26 protein-coding genes are annotated in these 20,001 nt (G+C 43.0%); 17 read left to right on the forward strand and 9 right to left on the reverse strand.

Annotation, left to right across the window (positions count from 1 at the left end; all coding sequences use genetic code 11):
- The first annotated feature begins 28 nt into the window (after positions 1-28).
- The 13 genes from ACKWCA_RS10265 (at position 29) to ACKWCA_RS10325 (ending at position 11,296) form a co-directional block, all read left to right on the forward strand.
- Positions 29-637, forward strand: coding sequence for a toxin-antitoxin system YwqK family antitoxin (locus ACKWCA_RS10265; RefSeq protein WP_413978104.1), 609 nt, complete (start codon positions 29-31; stop codon positions 635-637).
- A gap of 130 nt (positions 638-767) precedes the next feature.
- Positions 768-1,397: a hypothetical protein gene (locus tag ACKWCA_RS10270; RefSeq protein WP_413978105.1), complete on the forward strand. Its 630-nt coding sequence runs from the start codon at positions 768-770 to the stop codon at positions 1,395-1,397.
- 231 nt (positions 1,398-1,628) lie between these two features.
- The gene (locus ACKWCA_RS10275; protein ID WP_413978106.1) at positions 1,629-2,408 is read left to right on the forward strand and encodes a GDSL-type esterase/lipase family protein; all 780 of its coding nucleotides are present in this window, start codon (positions 1,629-1,631) and stop codon (positions 2,406-2,408) included.
- Positions 2,409-2,563: 155 nt separating this feature from the next.
- Entirely contained in the window at positions 2,564-3,163 is a 600-nt protein-coding gene (locus ACKWCA_RS10280) for a Crp/Fnr family transcriptional regulator (protein ID WP_413978107.1), read from the forward strand.
- 67 nt (positions 3,164-3,230) lie between these two features.
- On the forward strand, positions 3,231-4,127 hold the full coding sequence (locus ACKWCA_RS10285; protein ID WP_413978108.1) for an alpha/beta hydrolase: 897 nt from the start codon (positions 3,231-3,233) through the stop codon (positions 4,125-4,127).
- A gap of 1 nt (position 4,128) precedes the next feature.
- Positions 4,129-4,782 carry a DUF2306 domain-containing protein gene (locus ACKWCA_RS10290; RefSeq protein WP_413978109.1) on the forward strand — a complete coding sequence of 218 codons (654 nt, stop codon included), beginning with the start codon at positions 4,129-4,131 and terminating at the stop codon, positions 4,780-4,782.
- Positions 4,783-5,051: 269 nt separating this feature from the next.
- On the forward strand, positions 5,052-5,498 hold the full coding sequence (locus tag ACKWCA_RS10295) for a cupin domain-containing protein (protein WP_413978110.1): 447 nt from the start codon (positions 5,052-5,054) through the stop codon (positions 5,496-5,498).
- Positions 5,499-5,528: 30 nt separating this feature from the next.
- Positions 5,529-6,038, forward strand: a complete 510-nt coding sequence (locus ACKWCA_RS10300; RefSeq protein ID WP_413978111.1) for a nuclear transport factor 2 family protein — start codon at positions 5,529-5,531, stop codon at positions 6,036-6,038.
- A gap of 126 nt (positions 6,039-6,164) precedes the next feature.
- Positions 6,165-7,880, forward strand: a complete 1,716-nt coding sequence (locus tag ACKWCA_RS10305) for a serine hydrolase domain-containing protein (RefSeq protein ID WP_413978112.1) — start codon at positions 6,165-6,167, stop codon at positions 7,878-7,880.
- Between the two features lie 102 nt (positions 7,881-7,982).
- The gene (locus tag ACKWCA_RS10310; protein WP_413978113.1) at positions 7,983-9,038 is read left to right on the forward strand and encodes a succinylglutamate desuccinylase/aspartoacylase family protein; all 1,056 of its coding nucleotides are present in this window, start codon (positions 7,983-7,985) and stop codon (positions 9,036-9,038) included.
- Between the two features lie 40 nt (positions 9,039-9,078).
- Positions 9,079-9,957: an AraC family transcriptional regulator gene (locus tag ACKWCA_RS10315; protein ID WP_413978114.1), complete on the forward strand. Its 879-nt coding sequence runs from the start codon at positions 9,079-9,081 to the stop codon at positions 9,955-9,957.
- A 95-nt stretch (positions 9,958-10,052) separates the two neighbouring features.
- On the forward strand, positions 10,053-10,925 hold the full coding sequence (locus tag ACKWCA_RS10320) for a nuclear transport factor 2 family protein (protein WP_413978115.1): 873 nt from the start codon (positions 10,053-10,055) through the stop codon (positions 10,923-10,925).
- A gap of 5 nt (positions 10,926-10,930) precedes the next feature.
- Positions 10,931-11,296, forward strand: coding sequence for a hypothetical protein (locus ACKWCA_RS10325; RefSeq protein WP_413978116.1), 366 nt, complete (start codon positions 10,931-10,933; stop codon positions 11,294-11,296).
- 70 nt (positions 11,297-11,366) lie between these two features.
- Here the strand turns inward: ACKWCA_RS10325 and ACKWCA_RS10330 are convergent, their stop codons facing one another.
- On the reverse strand, positions 11,367-11,726 hold the full coding sequence (locus tag ACKWCA_RS10330) for a winged helix-turn-helix transcriptional regulator (protein WP_413978117.1): 360 nt from the start codon (positions 11,724-11,726) through the stop codon (positions 11,367-11,369).
- 111 nt (positions 11,727-11,837) lie between these two features.
- Between ACKWCA_RS10330 and ACKWCA_RS10335 the strand changes: the two genes are divergently transcribed.
- Both ACKWCA_RS10335 and ACKWCA_RS10340 read left to right on the forward strand, forming a co-directional pair.
- On the forward strand, positions 11,838-12,437 hold the full coding sequence (locus tag ACKWCA_RS10335; protein WP_413978118.1) for a nitroreductase family protein: 600 nt from the start codon (positions 11,838-11,840) through the stop codon (positions 12,435-12,437).
- An 8-nt stretch (positions 12,438-12,445) separates the two neighbouring features.
- The gene (locus tag ACKWCA_RS10340) at positions 12,446-12,742 is read left to right on the forward strand and encodes a putative quinol monooxygenase (protein WP_413978119.1); all 297 of its coding nucleotides are present in this window, start codon (positions 12,446-12,448) and stop codon (positions 12,740-12,742) included.
- A gap of 28 nt (positions 12,743-12,770) precedes the next feature.
- On the opposite strand, the gene ACKWCA_RS10345 is transcribed toward ACKWCA_RS10340, so the two are convergent.
- The 8 genes from ACKWCA_RS10345 to ACKWCA_RS10380 form a co-directional block, all read right to left on the reverse strand.
- Positions 12,771-13,436 carry a haloacid dehalogenase type II gene (locus tag ACKWCA_RS10345; protein WP_413978120.1) on the reverse strand — a complete coding sequence of 222 codons (666 nt, stop codon included), beginning with the start codon at positions 13,434-13,436 and terminating at the stop codon, positions 12,771-12,773.
- Between the two features lie 6 nt (positions 13,437-13,442).
- Positions 13,443-13,973, reverse strand: coding sequence for a CIA30 family protein (locus ACKWCA_RS10350; protein WP_413978121.1), 531 nt, complete (start codon positions 13,971-13,973; stop codon positions 13,443-13,445).
- Positions 13,974-14,136: 163 nt separating this feature from the next.
- A complete protein-coding gene (locus ACKWCA_RS10355) occupies positions 14,137-14,505 on the reverse strand; it encodes a TfoX/Sxy family protein (protein ID WP_413978122.1) in 369 nt (122 codons plus the stop codon).
- Positions 14,506-14,531: 26 nt separating this feature from the next.
- Entirely contained in the window at positions 14,532-15,773 is a 1,242-nt protein-coding gene (locus ACKWCA_RS10360; RefSeq protein WP_413978123.1) for an RNA polymerase sigma factor, read from the reverse strand.
- 47 nt (positions 15,774-15,820) lie between these two features.
- The gene (locus ACKWCA_RS10365; RefSeq protein WP_413978124.1) at positions 15,821-16,168 is read right to left on the reverse strand and encodes a YciI family protein; all 348 of its coding nucleotides are present in this window, start codon (positions 16,166-16,168) and stop codon (positions 15,821-15,823) included.
- Between the two features lie 71 nt (positions 16,169-16,239).
- Positions 16,240-17,178 (reverse strand): sugar phosphate isomerase/epimerase family protein, encoded by a 939-nt coding sequence (locus ACKWCA_RS10370; protein ID WP_413978125.1) that lies wholly within the window; start codon positions 17,176-17,178, stop codon positions 16,240-16,242.
- A 26-nt stretch (positions 17,179-17,204) separates the two neighbouring features.
- Positions 17,205-17,810, reverse strand: coding sequence for an FMN-binding negative transcriptional regulator (locus tag ACKWCA_RS10375; protein ID WP_413978126.1), 606 nt, complete (start codon positions 17,808-17,810; stop codon positions 17,205-17,207).
- 3 nt (positions 17,811-17,813) lie between these two features.
- Positions 17,814-18,575 (reverse strand): endonuclease/exonuclease/phosphatase family protein, encoded by a 762-nt coding sequence (locus ACKWCA_RS10380; RefSeq protein ID WP_413978127.1) that lies wholly within the window; start codon positions 18,573-18,575, stop codon positions 17,814-17,816.
- Between the two features lie 135 nt (positions 18,576-18,710).
- Between ACKWCA_RS10380 and ACKWCA_RS10385 the strand changes: the two genes are divergently transcribed.
- On the forward strand, positions 18,711-19,097 hold the full coding sequence (locus ACKWCA_RS10385; protein WP_413978128.1) for a glyoxalase superfamily protein: 387 nt from the start codon (positions 18,711-18,713) through the stop codon (positions 19,095-19,097).
- 118 nt (positions 19,098-19,215) lie between these two features.
- A complete protein-coding gene (locus tag ACKWCA_RS10390; protein WP_413978129.1) occupies positions 19,216-19,995 on the forward strand; it encodes a universal stress protein in 780 nt (259 codons plus the stop codon).
- The last annotated feature ends 6 nt before the right edge of the window (positions 19,996-20,001 follow it).

The raw sequence follows: 20,001 nt of genomic DNA on the forward strand, positions 1-20,001 counted from the left end.
ACTGCTCAAAGACAAGACACTAGAGATAATGTTAAAAAAAATGAAGCAACCCCAAAGAATTCTATTGGCCTTATTCTTAACCATAATCAATCTCGCTTATGGACAAGAGGCTAATGAAAACTATCAGAATTATGGAAAGTATGGGGATATTTCCGACGGACTTCCTGAGAGGGACAGTTTAATAACTAAATGTAATGAAAATGATGTTGTAACAGGAATAGGAAAGATAGCAATGGACGGTAAGACACCGAGTAATATAAAGGTTGGGCATTGGAGAGAATATAATGCAAGCGGAATCCTTGTCAGTGAAGGAGATTACAAAATAGGGGAGTATGTCACCTGTTGTTATGTGGCATATTGCCTCAATTTTTATCACTACAGAAGTGGAATTTGGAAATACTATGATGATAAAGGGGCTCTGAGTTATGAACTGGAATTTGTACCTGCTAAAGTCCATATGTTTACTAACTGCTCAGGTGGTTATGATATATTGTTTGGATTGGTCGAGCGGATTCCAAGTGAATATGAGGATATCGTTACCCTTGACACAGTCTTCAAGCGCCAAAAAGTAGAGCAAGACCATCCAAGCGGGAGTATACTAATGGTACCATTAAATGGGGAGGTATTTTGGGAATAGAGGAGGATTGAAACAAAGTCCAATTATTCGTTACTTGCGGGTCTTACTGTATATCGTTGATCTTTTAAGAATGAATCCTAAACCTCCTTGCGGTTTAGGGTAGGCTGTTGTAAAATAATATATTAAGTCTTTGGAGAAACAAGAAAACAAAAAGGCAATACTCATTTTCCTATTTATATGTGCCCTAATTATCATGGGGTTATATAATTCACGGAAAGATGAAATTTCTTTGAATTCCAATCGCATCACTACTATTGGGAGGGTCACCAAAATAAAAAAGGATAGACATGCTGGTTCTATTCGGTTTGAGTTTTACGCCAATGGAAAACTTGTTCAAACAAAGAATCCAAACAAATCTGGATGGCCAAAATATGTTCGTGAGTCCAAGGCTCGAAGATTTGAGTTCTATCCCGTTGAATATGATTATACGAATCCTGAAAATTCCAAAATTTTAATAACTAGGAAACCGCTTGCAATTGACAAAATACTTAGAGAGGGAATCCGAATTAAGGGGGAGGTCGAAAATGCCTACGAAACATCCAATTCGTATGTGGATTTATACATCAAATACACCTATCTCAAAAACCAATTCCATTTTAGGACGAGGCAGCATAAAGACAGTCTACCGTGCAAAACAGTAGAAAAGTGTAAGAAATCCAAAATCGACTTGCTAATATCCAAAGACTTCCCAGACATAAATAATCTTTATTATTCCAGTTATGATAGAAAGGCAATGAAAAAATCAAAAAGATTACGATAATAATGACCAGCAGAAAAGAGCCTACTTCATCATTTATACTGAAATTAATTCAAGCTACTCTCACGTGTGAAGAGTACTTTAGAAATAAAATCACGAACCTAAGTATTTTAGCTCGACCGAAAACCCCATTAACAACTTCTGATTTGATACTTTTACCACTACAAGGCCCCTAAAGCGGAAGTTTTCTCCTAAGACTACGACGAAAAGGAAGTACACCCAAATAATTTCGATATGATTGCACACATTTTTCGAAGCCCAATGCTATTCAACCATCTAAGTACGTTCGCGCTGATACTTGTTACCGTGTTGACATGGAGTTGCAGTGCTGATGATGCCGATCCCCCAAAACCCCAAAGCAGTTCTATCAATACGATCATGCCTTTAGGGGCGTCACGGGTGGAGGGCAATCGCCCCGAATTTGAGAGTTTTCGATATGAATTATGGAAAAATCTGGTCGAAGGAGGATATACCTTTGATTTTATCGGTACCCAGACCGATGGTGCTTCTTATCTCGAGTTTGAAGGCAGAACCTTTGATACCGACCATGAAGGACGGGGCGGCTGGACCTCCTCACAAATTTTGGAAGGTATCGAAAGTTGGATCAACGCCGCCGGAGCGCCTGATATCGTATTGTTCAGTTCCCCCGGAGGAAATGATATCTTGAACGGTGCCTCGATAGAGGCAACCCTTGCGAATGTGAACGCAATCATCGATGTCATACAGGAGGCAAATCCGAATGTGACCATTCTCATTGAGCAACTGGCGCCGCTACGTTCCGATCTCACGACTACAGCTGAAACCATTGCCATTGCGCAGGCGCAACAGGTCATCGCTGCCATTGCTACGACACAGACTACGACCAGCTCCCAAGTCATTCCTGTAGATATGTTTACCGGGTTTACCGATGATTTCTTGGCCGATGAGGTCCATTACAATCAAGCTGGCGCCGAGTTTATCGCCAATCGCTACTTTACCGCGTTGGTAAGAGTACTGGATAACCCTTCCGAATAGGAGGGAGCAGGTCTCAACACCCTGACCACCCTCATCTGCAAAACACTTATCTTCTCCCATGTAAACAGCGTTGGTTTAAGATGTACCGATTTTGTAATGTTTTAGGGCGATAAAGCTGTATTTTACAGCAGAAAAACCAATTGTCAGCAGTGAATATGGAACAAGAAGCCTTTCAAAATTATCTAAATTCCTATTTGGAAATTTGTCCGGAACTTGAAAAAGAGGAACTCGAATACATCAGAAGAAATCTTACCCTGACCAGTTTAAGGAAAAAGGAATTCTACCTAAAAAGTGGGCAAATTCAAAATAACATGGGATTTGTTCATCAAGGATTATTGCGTAGTTATTATATTGATGAATCAGGCAAAAAGGTGACCATTTCCTTTATTCACGAAAATTCATATGCGGCTGACTACCCTTCATTTATTCAGCAGAAACCATCTAAGTACTATATTGAGGCAATTGAACCCACTACAATGGTGAATTTACCCTACGTTGCAATTCAAGGCGCCTATAGCGAATACAAGAATTTTGAAAAATACGGGCGATTGATTGCGGAACAGATCTTATTAAAAAAACAGGACCGTATAGAGAGCTTTTTATTCGAAAATGCCGAAAAACGATATACCGACTTTATCCAAAAAAATCAAAACATCATCACGCGTATTAGTATTTCAGACCTATCATCCTACCTTGGTATTGAGAGACAATCCTTGACAAGAATTCGAAAAAAAATGGTAGAAAATCATTTTTGACACAAATGTGTCAGGATAACTTTTGGTAAATGCGACATATTTACGATTGAATTTCAATCGAAGACAAATGTGTTATCGTACCTTTTTACATTTGGCCCTAGTGGTCGCCCTTACCGCTTCATGTGCCTTTAATAGCAGATTTCATTATCCAAGTAAAATCCCTGTTTCAATAGAATCACTAAAATCATTTGATTTTGGAAAGGACACTGTACTTTTCAATTTAAATCCCCAAGATAAGACCATACACTTCTCAAGAAAAGACGGTGAGCCCATCGATAAGGATTTTATGATACGAGTCGACACCATAAAAAGCAAAAGCGGAAACGTATTGAACGCTTGGTTAATGACGCCTACCACAATAAATCCAAAGGCTACGGTGGTTCATTTTCACGGATCTGCTGGTAACTTGTTTACCCAGTATAAAGCCATAAGTCCACTTCTTAACTATGGCTACAGGGTTCTGACCTTTGATTACAGTGGTTATGGTTTTTCGTCGGGAAAGGCTACTCGCAAGAATGCGCTAAAAGACGCATATTCTATTCTTGACTATGTCAAAGGGAAAGACGAGTTACGTCATGGAGAGATCATACTATATGGGCAGTCGTATGGGGGGTATTTGGCCTCGGTAATCGGCTCAAACCGCCAAAATGAAATAGACGCGATAGTGGTCGAAGGCGCTTTTGCAAGTCACAGGGACGAGGCGAGATACACAGTTCCTTTTTGGGGGAGTTTGGTTAAAAATGAAGAAAAAGCGGATGTCGAGATCAAGAAGAATTGGAAACCTGTTTTAGTGATCCATAGCAAGGAGGACAAAAAAGTACCTATAGAATTCGGGAAAATAATTTTTGAAAACGCCAATCATCCCAAGCAATTTTATGAAATAGACCAGTCGCATATTTTGGGGCTTCAATATTACGCCGAAGAAATTGCGGAAAAAATCCATCAACTCTTAAATTCAAAGTAACATGACCATAGCACAACTAGCAAAAATACTGATTCTTACGCATGCCGGATTTGGAGGGATCGCCTTGATATCCGGGGCCATCTCCCTATTGGCAAAAAAAGGAACGGTTCTACATAAAAAGTCAGGAAAACTGTTTTTCTATACGATGCTCACTTCCACCATATTATCCCTGGCCATTGCCAATATGCCAAATCACAAAAGTTCGTTTTTGTTCTGTATTGGAATATTCAGCAGTTATTTTATCATTGGTGGTTTTAGAAGTTTGAACTACCGAAAAAGAAATCATTCGGTTCGAGCGGATAAGTTTTTAGCCTATCTCATAATCGTTACCGGGGCGGCAATGATGATATATCCCGTGTTGCTTGATAAGAAGATAGACATTGTCTTGTTTGTTTTTGGACTAATTGCCTTGATTTTTGGAGCGATAGATTTAATTCTTTTAAAAAACCTTAAAAAGCTAAAGAAGAACTGGCTTAAGATACATTTATCAAAAATGATAAGTGGTTATGTAGCGGCCGTGACCGCTTTTGTTGTGGTCAATGAATGGATTCCTGGGGTTTGGGCGTGGTTTACCCCATCTATTTTTGGAAATGTCTATTTGGCCTATTGGTTCTTCAAATTGCAAAAGAAAGGTTCGGTGACCAAGCCAACATAAAAAAGCATAGTAACACTGAAAATAAAAAAATCGTTCTGCCCTTTTTTAAATATCAAGAGTACTAAGAGCGTGTACTCTATTCAAGAATTTAACCTAGGGAATAGGATTGACTATTCATCACCCACCATAGTGATCAAGGACTTAGCGGTATTTTACGATCCATATAAAGTAGTAACTTTAATGACAATTAGGGTTTTGAATCAGAAGAGGATTTTGATCTATTTAGGGTAGAAGTGCGACTTCGGATAATGAATCAATAAAAACAGTAAATGATGAATGCCAAGAACTACGTCAAAAAAGGCCAGGGAGCGAACTACGACTATGCGCAAGATCACTGCTTTGTAAAACTGTCCTCTAGAGATACTAACGGTGAATTATGCCTCATTGAAGATACCTTAAAACCCGGATTCCATTTAAAGCGCCATCATCATAAGATCATGACCGAGATTTTTTATATGTTGGAGGGAGAAATGGAACTCGTTTTTGATGAGGAGACTATCCTGCTCCAACCAGGGGATACGATTACGGTTCCGCCGAAGGTATGGCATGAGGCCAAATGTCAAGCGGGCGGAAAAATGTTGACTATTTTCAAGAAAGGACGCTTCGATATCTTTTTGGAAGAACTGTCGACCATGACAGAAACACAGTTTTCAAATGCAGAATTCATGACCTCCTTTTCGGCTAAATTTGACATCTACGAAGAAGAGAAGCCATAATGGGCTATTCAGTAAACTTAAATACAACAGATGAAAAAGAAATTTGCCTTGGCACTATGTCTAGTATGGTGCGTTGCAGCTTGTAAGGAACAAACTCCAGAAAAACAAGCGACAACGACTACCGAAACTCCAACCGTCGAACAGGAAAAAGCCGCAATTCTACATACCTTGAACAGCGAGACCGAAGCTGCCTTTAGCCGTGACTATGAAGCCTGGCAAGATAAATGGGTACATGACCCTACCATGACCAAGATCTATCTCAATTTTTCGGATAGTACCTTCTCGGAGTCCGTAGGTTGGGCCGAGGTCGACCAATTCGTCAAGGACTATTTTGTGGCCCATCCCGAACCCGAGCCGGTACCTGAATTGATCGATGATATCGATGTACGGCTCTATGGCACTGGGGCCTGGGTGGTGTATGAACAACAAGATTCCCTACGCGGTCTCAAACGTGAAACCCGGTTGATGGAAAAAGTGGAGGGCCAATGGAAAATCGCAGGTATGCAGACCACCATCTACGGTGCTAGTAAGGTGGAGTAAGGTCGACCGTTTGTAAATCATTTTGCAGGTGAGTGGTTCAAAAAAAGGGAAATAGGCACCCAATGTTAATTTCATACAATTTTGGGATACCTCACTGCCTTACTTTTGTCCTAAAATTCATCAATTATGTATAAACGTATTTCATTTGTAGTCCTCCCGTTCTTTTTAATCGTACTCAGCTGTACACCGCAACAGCAGCCGGTCGTTGATGGGGAGTGGATCGGTTTCCTGCCCAATAAAAAGAGTTTCAACTTTCAGGTCACCTTAGAACACCTAGATGGAGCCAAATACCAACTGACCCTTGTCAATGATACCAAACTCATCGATGAGACCTTTGAGTCGTCCAGTGCAGATCATATCCGATTCAATAAAGACGAACAATTGTTTTTCAATTTGGAAAAGAATTCGGAAGGGACAGCACTCAGTGGATTCATCAAGACCGGTAAGTTCTATTACCGCGTTCGCTTTCCCAAAATAGCGAAAAATACCTTTGGCGGTCCTTGGAATCCGTTCATGGTGGACAACGGCCTGCAATCGGACGACATCATGCTCTATGTGGAACATATGGAGGATAGTACCCTTGCGGCCTATCCGTTTTGGGGAGACCAGCGTTTTCGAGGCATGTGGTCCGGCGATTTTGAAAAGAAAGGAGAAACCTTGTTTTTTCGTGACGGAATGACGGGATTAAATTTTCAGGCGCTGTTCTTGCCCGATACCATTGAACTAAAGGTATTATTGACCGATGTGTTGCTCGCCAAAACAAACCTCACCCATACCACTGAGGGCTGGGATTACAATAGGGATGCGGTAGATCAATCCCAAAACAACGCCACCCCTCCTCAAACGAACGATGGTTGGGCCACGGCCAATAGCGATGATTCCGGAATCGACACAAGTGAATTGGCCCGTTTAGTAACCGATATCCATGCCAATACCTTGGTCAATACCCATAGTGTCTTGATCGCCAAGGAAGGGAAATTGGTCTACGAAAATTATTTCGAAGGCTTTAATGCCCATATTCCACACGATTTGCGCTCTGCCTCTAAAAGTATCTCGTCGGCAATAATCGGTATTGCCATGGATGATGGAATTCTCGAAAGTGTGGACCAAAAACTCTATGATTTTTTGCCGGAAAGCTATCAAGCTACCAAAGACGAGTTAAAGTCCAAGATCCGTTTGAAGCACCTGTTGACCATGAGTTCTGGTCTTGAGGTGAATGGTAAAGCCTCGGAAGACAATTACCAAAGTACGACCACGACCCCTTGGTTACAAACGGTTTTAGAGGCACCCATGGTCAAAGAACCGGGTACGTATGCCGATTACGGTTCCGCCAATCCCTTTTTATTGGGGGTCTGCCTGAATGAGGTTTTAGATGTTCCATTGGAAGATTATATGAACGAAAAACTCTTCGCTCCCCTGGGCATCACGAATTACATCAATCAGACCGATGATACCTATGACATCCCTTATTTTGGGGGTGGCATGTTGCTCACCCCGCGTGATTTACTCAAATTCGGGCAATTGTATCTGAACAAGGGACAATGGCAGGGCAGGCAGGTCATTTCGGAACAATGGGTGGAGGCCTCGTTTCAAAAACATCTTCGCTTGCAAGATGTGCAGGATAAGAATGCCTATGGGTACTTATGGTGGCATGACACCTATGAGGTCAAAGGCAAGGAATTCCGTTCGATAGAAGCCAGAGGGGCCGGCGGGCAATTTATATTCATCCTCCCCGAATTGGAATCGGTTGTTGTCATTACCGCCGGTAATTTCAGGAATCGCAAGGGAAATCAATCCCGGGAGGTCTTACGCGATTACATTCTTCCTGCCTTGGTACCCTAAAACGATGATTTAATTGGTGTAGTAGGGAGGAAACTCCCATATTTGTAGTGACGAAACCTTGTCGGAAAACGGCAGCTCGAAACCGATATTAATTTTTGAGGGATGAAGACACCAACACTACACCGAGTACTTGTAGCACTGATCACTGTTTTGACGACCTTGTCGATGGGGGCACAGCGCCCCTTCCAAGAGGCATTCAAAAAAAACGTCCGCCCTGCTGTAGAACGACTGCGGTTGGAATTTGGTGACAATCAAGGCAATCGGAGCCACTTGCCCGTGGTCATCATTAAGGGCCTTAAAGAGGGGCCGGTATTTACCGTGGTAGCGGGTGTTCACGGATTTGAGTATCCCCCCATCGTAGCTACGCAGGCCTTGCTTCAGGAAATTGATCCCAATGCACTTACGGGCACCATAGTGGTGCTTCCCGTCGCGAGTACAAATTCCTTTTATACACGTACCCCCTTCAAGAATTCAAATGATGGTGTCAATTTGAACAATGCCTTTCCGGGCGACGCCAAAGGCTCGGTCACCCAAAAGATCGCGCATATGATACGAACGGAAATCATTCCGGTAAGTGATGTCTTTCTAGATATTCACGGGGGTGATGCCAATGAAGACCTCTTGCCCTTTATCTGTTACTACAATAATGAACAAAAACCGGAGCAGACCCAGTTGGCAAAGGAGCTTTCAGAGGTCAGTGGTTTCGAATACATCGTGTCCTACGCCTATACCCTTAAAGATAGCGATCCAGCAAAATACGTCTTTAAGCAGGCCACACAAGATGGTAAAACAGCGCTAAGCATTGAATCAGGTAAATTAGGCAATGTTCAGCAAGAAGCAGTTGACCTCGTTAAGAACGGAGTGTACAATATGTTGCACAAGATGGGCATGTACGCCAAGGCGACGGAGGCCAAAGACAATCCCGTACGACTGAACCGACAAACCTATATCAGTTCCTCTCACGAGGGCATTTTTTACAGTGATTACAAAGCGGGCGATACCGTACAAGAAGGTGCGGTTGTAGGTAAGGTGACCGATGAATTCGGCGCTGAACTTTCCGAAATCAAGGCACCGAAATCGGGTGTCATTTTATACAAGATCGGTACGCCTCCCGTGAGTGTAGACGATACCATTATGTGCATTAGCTATTACGAATAAGATTTGATCCGTTACCTTGGGTCTGAATGGGGCAAGACCTATGCAAAAAGAACTACCACAGATACCGTTTCAGTCAGGCAACTTTCAAGTAGAGGGTATTGAGATTATTACCTTACAGAGTTTGATGCAGCGACGTACCGACCTGGATCACTATCCAGAAAAGGCACATCAAATCGAATTTTATGCCCTTGTATTCTATACTAGTGGGGAAACCGAACATTTGGTGGATTTTGTTTGGCATGAGGTCTCGCCCCATACCCTTATTTACTTGACCAAAGGGCAGATCAACGCCTTTAGTTTCAAGGAAGGCGTATCGGGCTATCTGATTCTTTTCACGGAGGCTTATTTTAGACGGCAACTGAATAAAATGCCCGATACCGAAGTGTTACGGCTGTTTAATTCACATCTGTTCTCGCCCCGGTTGCAGATTCCTCAGAATTCAAATGTTCATCAGTATATCACCCTTTTGTTCGATGAGTTTTATGATGGGAAAGAGACCTTCAATAAGGCCAACACCATCAATGCACTGTTTACCGTACTTTTTTCAAAATTGGAACAACTCAAGAAGTTCCAGACGTTTCATATCAAGGAATCGGATAAACTACAGCGATTCTTACAGTTCAAGGCCCTCGTAGAAAAAGAGTATACCCATAGTAGGAATGCGGATTTCTACGCGGATAAACTACATATAAGCTACAAACATTTGAATAGTATCTGTAAAGCCATCATCGACCGTACGGCAAAGCAATTCATTGATGAGTTCGTGGTACTTGAGGCCAAAAGGCAACTGATTAATTCATCGATAAAGAGCACCGAATTGGCCTACGCCCTAGGTTTTGAGGAAGCCACCAACTTTGTCAAGTACTTTAAAAACAAGACAGGATTAACCCCAAATAAGTTTAAAAAGACATACACTTAGTTTTTTAGGTTCGATATTTACCATTTTTAAAATCACTTTCACCTTTCTTTCAGCGTATTCCTCCGGTACATTTGTCCCAACAAAACACCGGCATTATGAAATACACACTCGTAGCCATGACCCTAATCTTCATGGCATGTAAAACACAAAAGAAAGAAGAAAAGAATCTTGAACCTCAAAAAGAAGAACAAATGGAAGTATCGAATAAAGAAAAAGCAGTAGCGGTTTTAAGCAGCTTGGAAACCGGAGACCAAAGCGCCATAGGTTATATCAATCCGGAGAAGTACATACAGCATAATTTAGCGGTCGCCGACGGACTGGAAGGATTCGGTGCCGTTATGCAACATGCCCCTGAAGGCGGGTTTAAGGCCAATGTCGTACGTGCCTTTGAAGATGGTGATTATGTCTTTACCCATACCATTTATGACTTTTTTGGCCCTAAAATCGGTTTTGATGTCTTTCGATTCGAGGAGGGTAAAATCGTTGAGCACTGGGACAACCTGATTCCGGTAGCACCGGCCAATCCTAGTGGGAGAACCCAAACCGATGGAAGAACCGAGGCAACGGATTTGGATAAGACCGAGGCCAATAAACAGTTGGTAAGTGATTTTGTATCCACCATTCTAATGAAGGGTGAAATGGACAAGGTGGGAAATTTTATTGCTGGAGCGGATGAGGCCTATCTACAGCATAACCCAGCAGTAGCCGATGGTCTGTCAGGTCTAGGGAAAGCCTTGGAAGGGATGGCCAAGCAAGGTGTCACAATGGTCTATACGACGACCCATAAAGTATTGGGCGAAGGGGATTTTGTGCTGACGATCAGTGAGGGAACCCTTGGCGGAACGCCAACAGCGTACTATGACCTGTTTCGTGTGGCGGATGGAAAAATCGTGGAGCATTGGGATGTGATCGAAACCATTATGCCCGAAGCCGAATGGAAGAATAGCAATGGGAAATTCAATTTTTAGAAATCATGAAACTACTGATACCCCTTATACTCAGCACGCTCATTTTCACCGATCAAACAAAATCGGAAGATAGGGAGCCCTATGTACTTGAAGTGACGACGTTCAGCTACAAGGCGAAGGTCGATGCCGAACTATTTTGGTCGGAGGATGCCAAAGTTGAAGCCAACTATACAAGCAAACAACCCGGATTCATAAGTCGTGAAAGTGGTTATTCGAAAGAAACGAATGAAGTAGTGGTCGTAGTACGATGGAAAACGACCGAAGCTGCGGATGCCTCAATGCAAAAATTCATGGAAGACACCACGGTAAGCAACTATGTCATGATGATTGAAGGGAGTACGATGAAAATGAGTCGTTATGACGTTCGGTAGATAGGGTAAGGAGGTTACCACATATGCACCGATTTAAAAAGCGATTTGGAGTAACTGCCCAATCGCTTTTTTAATTTGCTGAAAAATCAAGACTGTATTGATGCTCCTTGGCGATGACGGTATCGCCCCATTCGGCAATTGCCTGCAACAGCGGTACTAAGGTTTTGCCCATTGCCGACAAGGAATACTCCACCCTTAAGGGAGGTTTGGAGGTATACACTTTTCTTTTGATTACCCCATCTTCCTCCAATTTCTTCAGTTGTAGACTCAGCGCACGTTCCGTAACGGATTTCATTTTCTTCCGTAATTCATTATAACGCAGCGGTCCTTCCATTAAATGGTATAAAATTACCGTTTTCCATTTGCCGCCTATGATACCCATGGTAACACTGGTGCAACAGGGATAGGTTTTTCCATTCACTACATGCATACCATCACTGATTTGGCCAAACTAAAGCAACTATACTTTTTGACCGTTATTGCAAAGATAAAATGCTATACTTAGTTTTGCAACTATAAAAATTATAGTATAAATGAAAATATGAGTTTTGTAAAAGCAATGCAGCAGCGTTATACCACCAAGAACTATGACGCCAGCAAAAAAATAACCCCCAAGAAAATAGAGGAATTGAAGGAGGTCGTACGTTTGAGCCCTTCCTCCATCAACAGTCAACCATGGCGATTCACCTTTGTTTCGGATAAGGAAACCAAAGAACGACTCTCTAAGGTCTCATGGCTGAACACCGATCGTATTCTGAACTGTGATACCGTAGTGGTCTTTAGCAGAATCGACAGTATATCTCGATTCGAAGAACAAATCGAACGGGAACTCCCCAAAGGTGCCGTTGGCTATTACAAGGAATTCATCAAACCCTGGCCGGAATCCCGAATCAAATCATGGTTTGATCGTCAGGTCTATTTATCTTTGGGCGTGCTGCTCAGTGCTTGTGCTAATATGGGTATTGACGCCACTCCGATGGAAGGGATAGAGCCGGAGAAGTACGATGAAATCCTAGATCATAACGATTATGCCGCTATTGTGGCCGTTGCTATTGGGCATCGCACTGAGGATGATTTTAACCAACCGCACCTAAAACCCAAATCAAGAATGGATTTGGACAGGATAGTAGAAACAATTTAAATGAAAATATGGCAGATCAAAAATTAACGATTGTAGCGAAGATTCTGGCCAAACCCGAAAAGCGGGAATTGGTAAAAAACGAATTGCTTAAAATAATAAAGACGACACGCGCCGAGAACGGATGTATCGATTATGACTTGCATCAGGACAACGACAATAGTAACCTGTTCCTGTTCTATGAAAATTGGGAAAGTAGGGAACTCTGGCAACAGCATATGAACGCTTCCCACCTCGCCGAATACAAAAAAGCGACAGAAGGTGCCGTAGAAGATTTTTCACTTTACGAAATGACCCAGATCGGGTAGTAAAAAGCTAAGTGTAGTACACGGGGAATCACAAAATTGACTTCAGTTCGGTTAGATCTCGTACCACCGCGGTCGGTTGAACTCCCCAAGGATCAAAAACGGCCTTTTCCGAACGTTTGACCCAAATGCCTTTCATGCCATAATTTAGTGCGCCGATGACATCAAAGGGGTTGCCTGAAATCAAAAAGGTATCCGCTGTTTTGGCTTGGGTGCTTTCGATGAAATGACGGTAAACAACCGGACTAGGTTTGAACATTTTGGTCCGTTCTACACTGACGATACCGTCGAACATCGTACGGATATCAGCGTTTTGTAGTAGTGTGGTCACCGCTTTTGCGCTCCCGTTAGAGAAGGCATATTTTCGGTATCCCGTCTCGGATAGGTCTGTTAAGGCGGTTGCTACATCGGCAAAGGCCGGAAGCACTTTGTAGGCGTCCATCAAGCGTTGAATTTCCGCAGTAGCCATGTTCTTGTTGAATAGCGAACAACAATAATCCAAGGCTTCCTGCGTGACCACCGAAAAGTCGACATAGGCGTTCATTAATCCCCGTCGAAACGAATATTCGAGTTGTGTAGTACGCCACTTTTCCATAAAGGCCGGAGCTTCATTCCCCATATATTCCTGTAGCGTTTCAAATACACCAGAGGTATCGATAAGCGTGCCGTAGACATCAAAGGCAAGGGTTGATTTCATCTTGTTTTAGTTATAGATCATGATGTTATCGATTTCCAAAGCAAAGGATTCTTCTTTCTTGTTCCCGATGAGAAAGGCGATTTCAGAGAGGGTCGATCCCGAATAGTTGGGTAACTCCAACAATCGTCCTCGGAAGGCCGGATACATATCCGAAAAATCGATGGTGACCGTTTGCCACTCTCCGGAGGTAGTGAAATTGGCAATATGCGAATACCGTTGTTCGGTCGTTGCCTTCACCCGAAATTGATAGGTGTTTCCATCACCTCTTAACCGGATGCTGACTTTAGAATAGGGGGTCGCATCAATAGTTTGAAAACGGTAACGGACTGATGCAAATCCGCCATTATTGGCAAGGGAAACGGTTCCTAGGAAGAATCCGTGCCCGGCTTCGTTGATTGAAAACTGACTTTGGGAGCGTCCCCCCATGACCCCGTCATTCACCACTCGCCAATCGTCAATAGCGGTGTCGGTATTGAAATCAAATATGATCATATTCATGACAAGAAAGATACCACTGATTTGGAGAATGAATTGCATTCTTGAGAAGATACAACAATTTCTTTTTTAGCGTGCTCTGGTACTGGCGGTATGAATTAGGGTAGGGGAATAGCGATGGTATTTCCGTTTAGAAACCGACCGTCATTTTGCGATTCTATTTCACATTTTACCTTTTCCGGGGAAGGGGTTTTTATGATTGTAATCACTTCTTCTTCTTCTTCTTGCTACTTTGTGCTATCGGATTGAATTCCAAGCAGCGCTCTATCCAATACGTTAGATCTTCGTCTAGATCGATCCCTTCTTCCGAGACAAATACATATCCCTTCATGGCCCGGCCCGTAAAATTCATTTCAGAACAGTGCTCCTTTTTTAAGGCCTCCTCATAATTGTCTTGACCGATGCGTGCCATCAATAGCGATGTGTTCGTGTTTTTATCGATGTGCATACCAAAACACATTTTATCATCGACCATAAAACAGAGTCCGCCCATCATCCTCTTTTCCGTGAAGGAAACCGATTTTTCAGTGAGCAGCTGCCGCGCCCTATCGGCCAAAAACTCATCATATGCCATAATTTCGTCTTAAGTGGAATATCAATTTAGTTCTTTTTAGTTGTTCGAGCCAGTTTATCCAGAATCCAGTTCCGTTCATTTTCCGTTTTTGCCAAGGCGGCCGCAATTTCCAAATGTTCTTGATATTTTGAAGAATCGTGGTCCTCATAGAGTTCCGCCAAGAGCAAATGGTACAGGTGGTTTTGTTTGAGGTCGATTTTTAGCGCTTCTTGAAGGGCTTCCTTTTTGCCGCGGGCCCTGGCGAGGGCATAGGTGCGATTCAAAGCCGCCATAGGGGAATATTCCAATTGTAGCAAACGGTTATACGATTGTAGGATATGTTCCCACTTCTGTAACGGTTCGAGCGCTGTTTGCGTATGCCAATAGGCAATGATGGCTTCGAGGTGATATTTTGAAATCTCATCTCCTTTCCCTGAACGATTTAAGAATACATTTCCCTTTTCAATAAGTTCAAGGTCCCAATCCGCCTCATTTTGTTGGTCATAAATGATTTGGCCTCCATCGGCGTCCGTACGCGCATCAAAACGAGAGGCGTGAAAGCAGAAAAGGGCCATCAGGGCGTTTACTTTAGGAAGGTTGGTCGACTCTGAATTCAACAACAGATATGTAAGCCGCATCGCTTCTATGCATAGGTCTTTGCGAATGTGCTTTTCTGAAATGGAGGAATAGTAGCCCTCGCTGAACAGTAAGTACAAGACCAGAAGTACGTTTTGCAAGCGCTGATCTAAGTCCTTGGCGCTGGGCATAGAGAGCTCTACCTGGTTCTTTCGTAGCTTTTCCTTGGCTCGATATAGCCTTTTGTTAATGGTCTGGTCAGTGCTTAAAAAAGCAGTGGCGATTTCGGGAATACTAAAACCACATAGAATGCGAAGTGCCAACGAAATTTGGGCTTCTGCCGAAACTAGGGGATTGCATACGGCGAAAAGCATCTGTAGTTGGCTGTCTTTAATATTGTGTTCCGAGAGGTCGATATCAACGGCTTCCGCGCTTGTGCCGGCATGCATTAATTCCGGTTGAATTTTTTCTTGAAATACTTTCTGCCTGCGAAAGGTATCCTTTGCCTTGTTTTTCGCGACGGTATAGAGCCATGCTTTCGGGTTGTCGGGCACCCCTTTGAGACCCCAAGTTTCGGCAGCTTTTAGAAACGTATCGCTCACCAAGTCTTCTGCCAGCTCTATATGCGAAAGCCCAAAGGTCTTACACAGAACAGCAACGATCTTGCTGAATTCCGTTCGGAACAATTCGGGAATCAAACCACGATCTTCCATACTAAAAAAGGTGGACCTGTACAGTCCACCTCTAGGTTTTTACATTTTTAACTATCAAAAACTTGAACACCCCTGACTTCTACCTTTCCGGTAGGGATAGCCAATATGGGGCATCCCTCAGAAAGGGTAACGGCATCGTCAAGGCTTTCTGCTTTGACGATGATATACCCACCTACTATTTCCTTTAGTTCGGCATAGGGTCCGTTCGTGACCACGCCTTCACTGGTTACGGTCTTGCCGTTAGAATTAAGGGCATTGGTACTAACAAACTTGCCTTGGGCGGCGATTCCACCGATCCAATCTTGCCATATCTGCATGATTGCTTGCATTTCCTCAGGAGTCTGTCCTGAATTGTCCATTTTTTCTGTTCTGAAAATCATCATGAATTCCGTCATAATTTTTAAATTTTAAGTTTATATGAATAGGACGAACAAGTTTTTTGAAATAGGACGGCCCTCCGACTTTTTTATTTTAAGTCTGCCCAAACCTTTTCAATGAGTTCTTTGGTCATGCGTATTCCTTCCGGCTCACTATTGGCTTCCCCTTCGAATTCAATTCCGATATGCCCATCAAAATCGGACTCCTTCACAAGTTGTAGCAACTTGGGGTAGTCAATGACCGTATCATAGCCTTCAGCATCGAATTCGTATGACTTTGCACTCACCCCTTTGGCAAAGGGCAGAAATTCTGCGATGCCTTCGGCAGGGTCATAGCTTTCTTCGCATTGTTGACTGGTTTTTGTGCCTCCCCATTCTGCGGTGGTACACCAATTTCCGAAATCGGGTAGGGTACCTAGAAATGGGTTGTCCACCGATTTGATAAGGTCAACGATATAGCGGGCATCTGAGGTGTGTAGCCCATGGTTTTCGATAATCACATGAATCTTTTCTTTGGCTGCATATTCGGTCAATCGACCGAGTCCGTCAGTCAAGGATGTTTTTAGTTCTTCTTTAGTACCTTCCCCGAACGCATTTACGCGAATGGAGTGACATCCTAATATTTTTGCAGCATTCACCCATTTGTAATGATCTTCAACGGCTTTTAGTCGCTGCGCATCACGGAGATCACCCAGTTTCTCCTCCTCATCGACCATCATAATCAAACTTTGCACACCGGCGTCGTCGGCCCTAGTGGCCATCTCTTTCCAGAAGGACTCATTAGCGGCATTGTCCGTATAGAATTGGTTCACGTACTCAATAGCCGAAATATCATACTCCTTAGCAATGTGCGCAAAGTCAATGGGGTCAAGGGTTTTGGCAAAAAAAGCGCGATTCAATGACCATTGGGCAAGTGATATTTTGGGCATGGTGTTTTTTGGTTTGGTGGAACAACGGTGTAACGGGGCTATGGAAATGGCCGTTGCGGCGAGGACCGATTTTTTAAGAAAGTCTCTTCTGTTCGACATGGGCGTTTCTGTGTTTGTTTTCTAATTTAGTCTTTTCGCATGCACTGTGCAATAGCTTTGCTTCCGGCACCATCCCTTTCTTCGAGTTCCGAAATGATTTTAGGGTGGTCGTGTTCTCTCCCTTGTGAAAGTTTGTACGTGGCCTGAATGTCCGTTACTTTAATTTGAAAACCAACAATGCCTTTGATTTGACGCATGGTTTTCGGTGATATGTCGTGCAATGAAATCGGGTTTTTCGAAGCTTTCTCATAGTTGTCCACCAGTTTATGAAGAGAGGCCAAAACAGCTTTTTCATCCAATAGGGTTAGGGTTCCGTAAACATGAACGGCAATGTAGTTCCAGGTAGGAACTTCTTCCGCTGCATACCATGAGGAAGAGATGTAACTGTGAGGTCCGTTGAAAATACAAAGTACCTGTTCATTTTCCTTAAAATGTTGCCATTGCGGATTCGCTTTGGCGATATGTCCTACAAGGATATCATGACCCTCGGTGTCGGTATCCAATTCCAAGGGAATATGGGTAGCCCACGGTTTTTTGTCCGCCGTAGTCACCAATATGCCGAAACTATGTTGTCTTAAGAATACCTTGATTTGGTCAATGTCTTCATTTTTATAGTGATCGGGAGTATACATGACTTAAGGTATTGCTATCGTTGCTAGAACCGGTAGATGATCGGAAACGTGCTTTCCGTTTTTCAGGCGTGCGTCAAGGTGTTCATATTGGCTGACCGTCCACCCCTGCAAAAAGATGTAATCGATACGTCGGTTGATGGGAGCATTGCGGTCGAACCCATTATACGTCCCTTTCGGACCTTGAACGGCATTTTTTGAAATGGCGTGTCCGTCTTCCATTCGTTTTTTGATGAAAAGAATGGGTTTTTCTGTCGGTCTTAAATTGAAATCCCCCATAAGAATAACCGGAAGTTTTTGCTTGTTGCGTTTTGCGATCTGCCTTAGGATCAATTTTGCAGCGTTTTTTCTGGCCTTGGTTCCGATATGGTCGAAATGGGTATTGAACACATACATTTTTTTGCCTGTGGACTTGTCTTCAAAGAGGCCGTAGGTGCAGATGCGTTCCATGGCGGCATCCCAACCTACCGATATGAGCGTGGGGGTCTTTGAGAGCCAAAAGGTATTCGACTCCAATAACTTAAATCTTTCGGTGTCGTAGAAGATGGGGGAGAACTCTCCTTTTTGCTTCCCATCATCCCTGCCGACCCCAATGTAATCATAATCTTCAAGCGCACTATTCAAATAGTCAAGTTGCCGGTACAATACTTCTTGCATCCCTATGAACTCTGGATGCCGTTTTTTTAACACCTCTACCATAGGCATCTTGCGGTCATTCCAATTGTTCACCGTGTCATTGACATTATCATATTTGATATTGTAACTCATTACTTTCAGGTCTTGTGTAAATCCAAGAACTGGTAGCAGAAAAAGTAAGATGGTGATACTATTTAATCGTTTCATTGTGAAGAAAGGCGTTAGTAATGTGAGAACAAGTTAATCAGAATACTTTAAATTTATGATATGACTACGAAAGGATATCTCCATCAAATTCATCCCGTCCTGCCCGTGTGGGATGTTGTAGCCGCATTGGATTTTTATGTCAATCGGTTGGGCTTTAGAATCGGTTTTGCCGATGACTCGAAGAATCCGACCTATGCGGGAATTCTGCGCGACGGCATTGAGATCCATTTGCAATGGCATGATGCCAAGGCTTGGGAAGGTAAATTAGATCGGCCGATGTTACGGATCGTGACGCAAAACATCAACGCTCTTTATGAGGAGTATGCCCAAAAAGATGTATTCCACCCGCATACACTATTAAGGGAAACTGCATGGGGCACCAAAGAATTTGCGTTCTATGATCCCTTCGGGAATGGACTCACCTTTTACAGGGATCTTACCTCGTAAATACCTCTTCATCACAAGGAAGTTTTGTTCCTTTTCCCAAAACATGACAGGGGTCATGTTTTTGAAAGTGGAGCTTGCTTAGATTTACAGCGTCAAATGAATTTAAGTCTATCGCACTATGAAAAAAATCAATACGATACTGGTACCTTATAATTTTACATCAATTTCAAAAAAAGCCCTGGACTATACCTTGGAGTTCGTTGGGCTCGACAAGGATAGCACTGTTCTTTTGGCCCATATCACTGATGAAGAGAATGTAACTACGATCGAAAAAGCTTTCACTGTCATTAAGAACGATGTTGAAAATACATTTCGCGGTACGATCAAATCAGTCATACGTAAAGGAAGCCTGACCGAAGCGCTCCTCGAAATACAAAAAGAAGAGCCTATTGATTTGGTGGTCATGGGAACATCAGGTGATGCTAGTTCTGATGTCAATAATACTGTCGATTTGGCTTTGGAAATTGATGATTGCCCCGTCATTGCTATTCCGGATACGGAAACTGAATTCGGTATAAAAAAGATTGCCCTCATTTTGGGGAAGGATAAAATTCAAGACCGAACCGTGCTGGAAACCCTATTGCGGATTACCCGTAGGTTCAATGCGAAGGTCGTCGTATTGACCATTCAAAACGAGGAAGGTATTTATGGGTACTCGGAAAACGATGAGAGTAATGAAAACTTATTGGAGTACTATTTGGAAGACTTTTATTCGCACCATTCCTTTATAGAGAATCCAGATATTGTAAAGGGCGTCATGGATTATGTAGAACAGCACACCATTGATATGATTGCCATACTACCGCGTAATCACGCGAAAGGCGCTGTGCGTTCGGAAGGATTGTTGACTAAAGAGCTTACCTTTGCCTCTAAAGTTCCCGTACTCACGATCGACTAACTTTTG

This window comes from Maribacter corallii (assembly GCF_047345415.1).
Lineage (GTDB): Bacteria > Bacteroidota > Bacteroidia > Flavobacteriales > Flavobacteriaceae > Maribacter_C.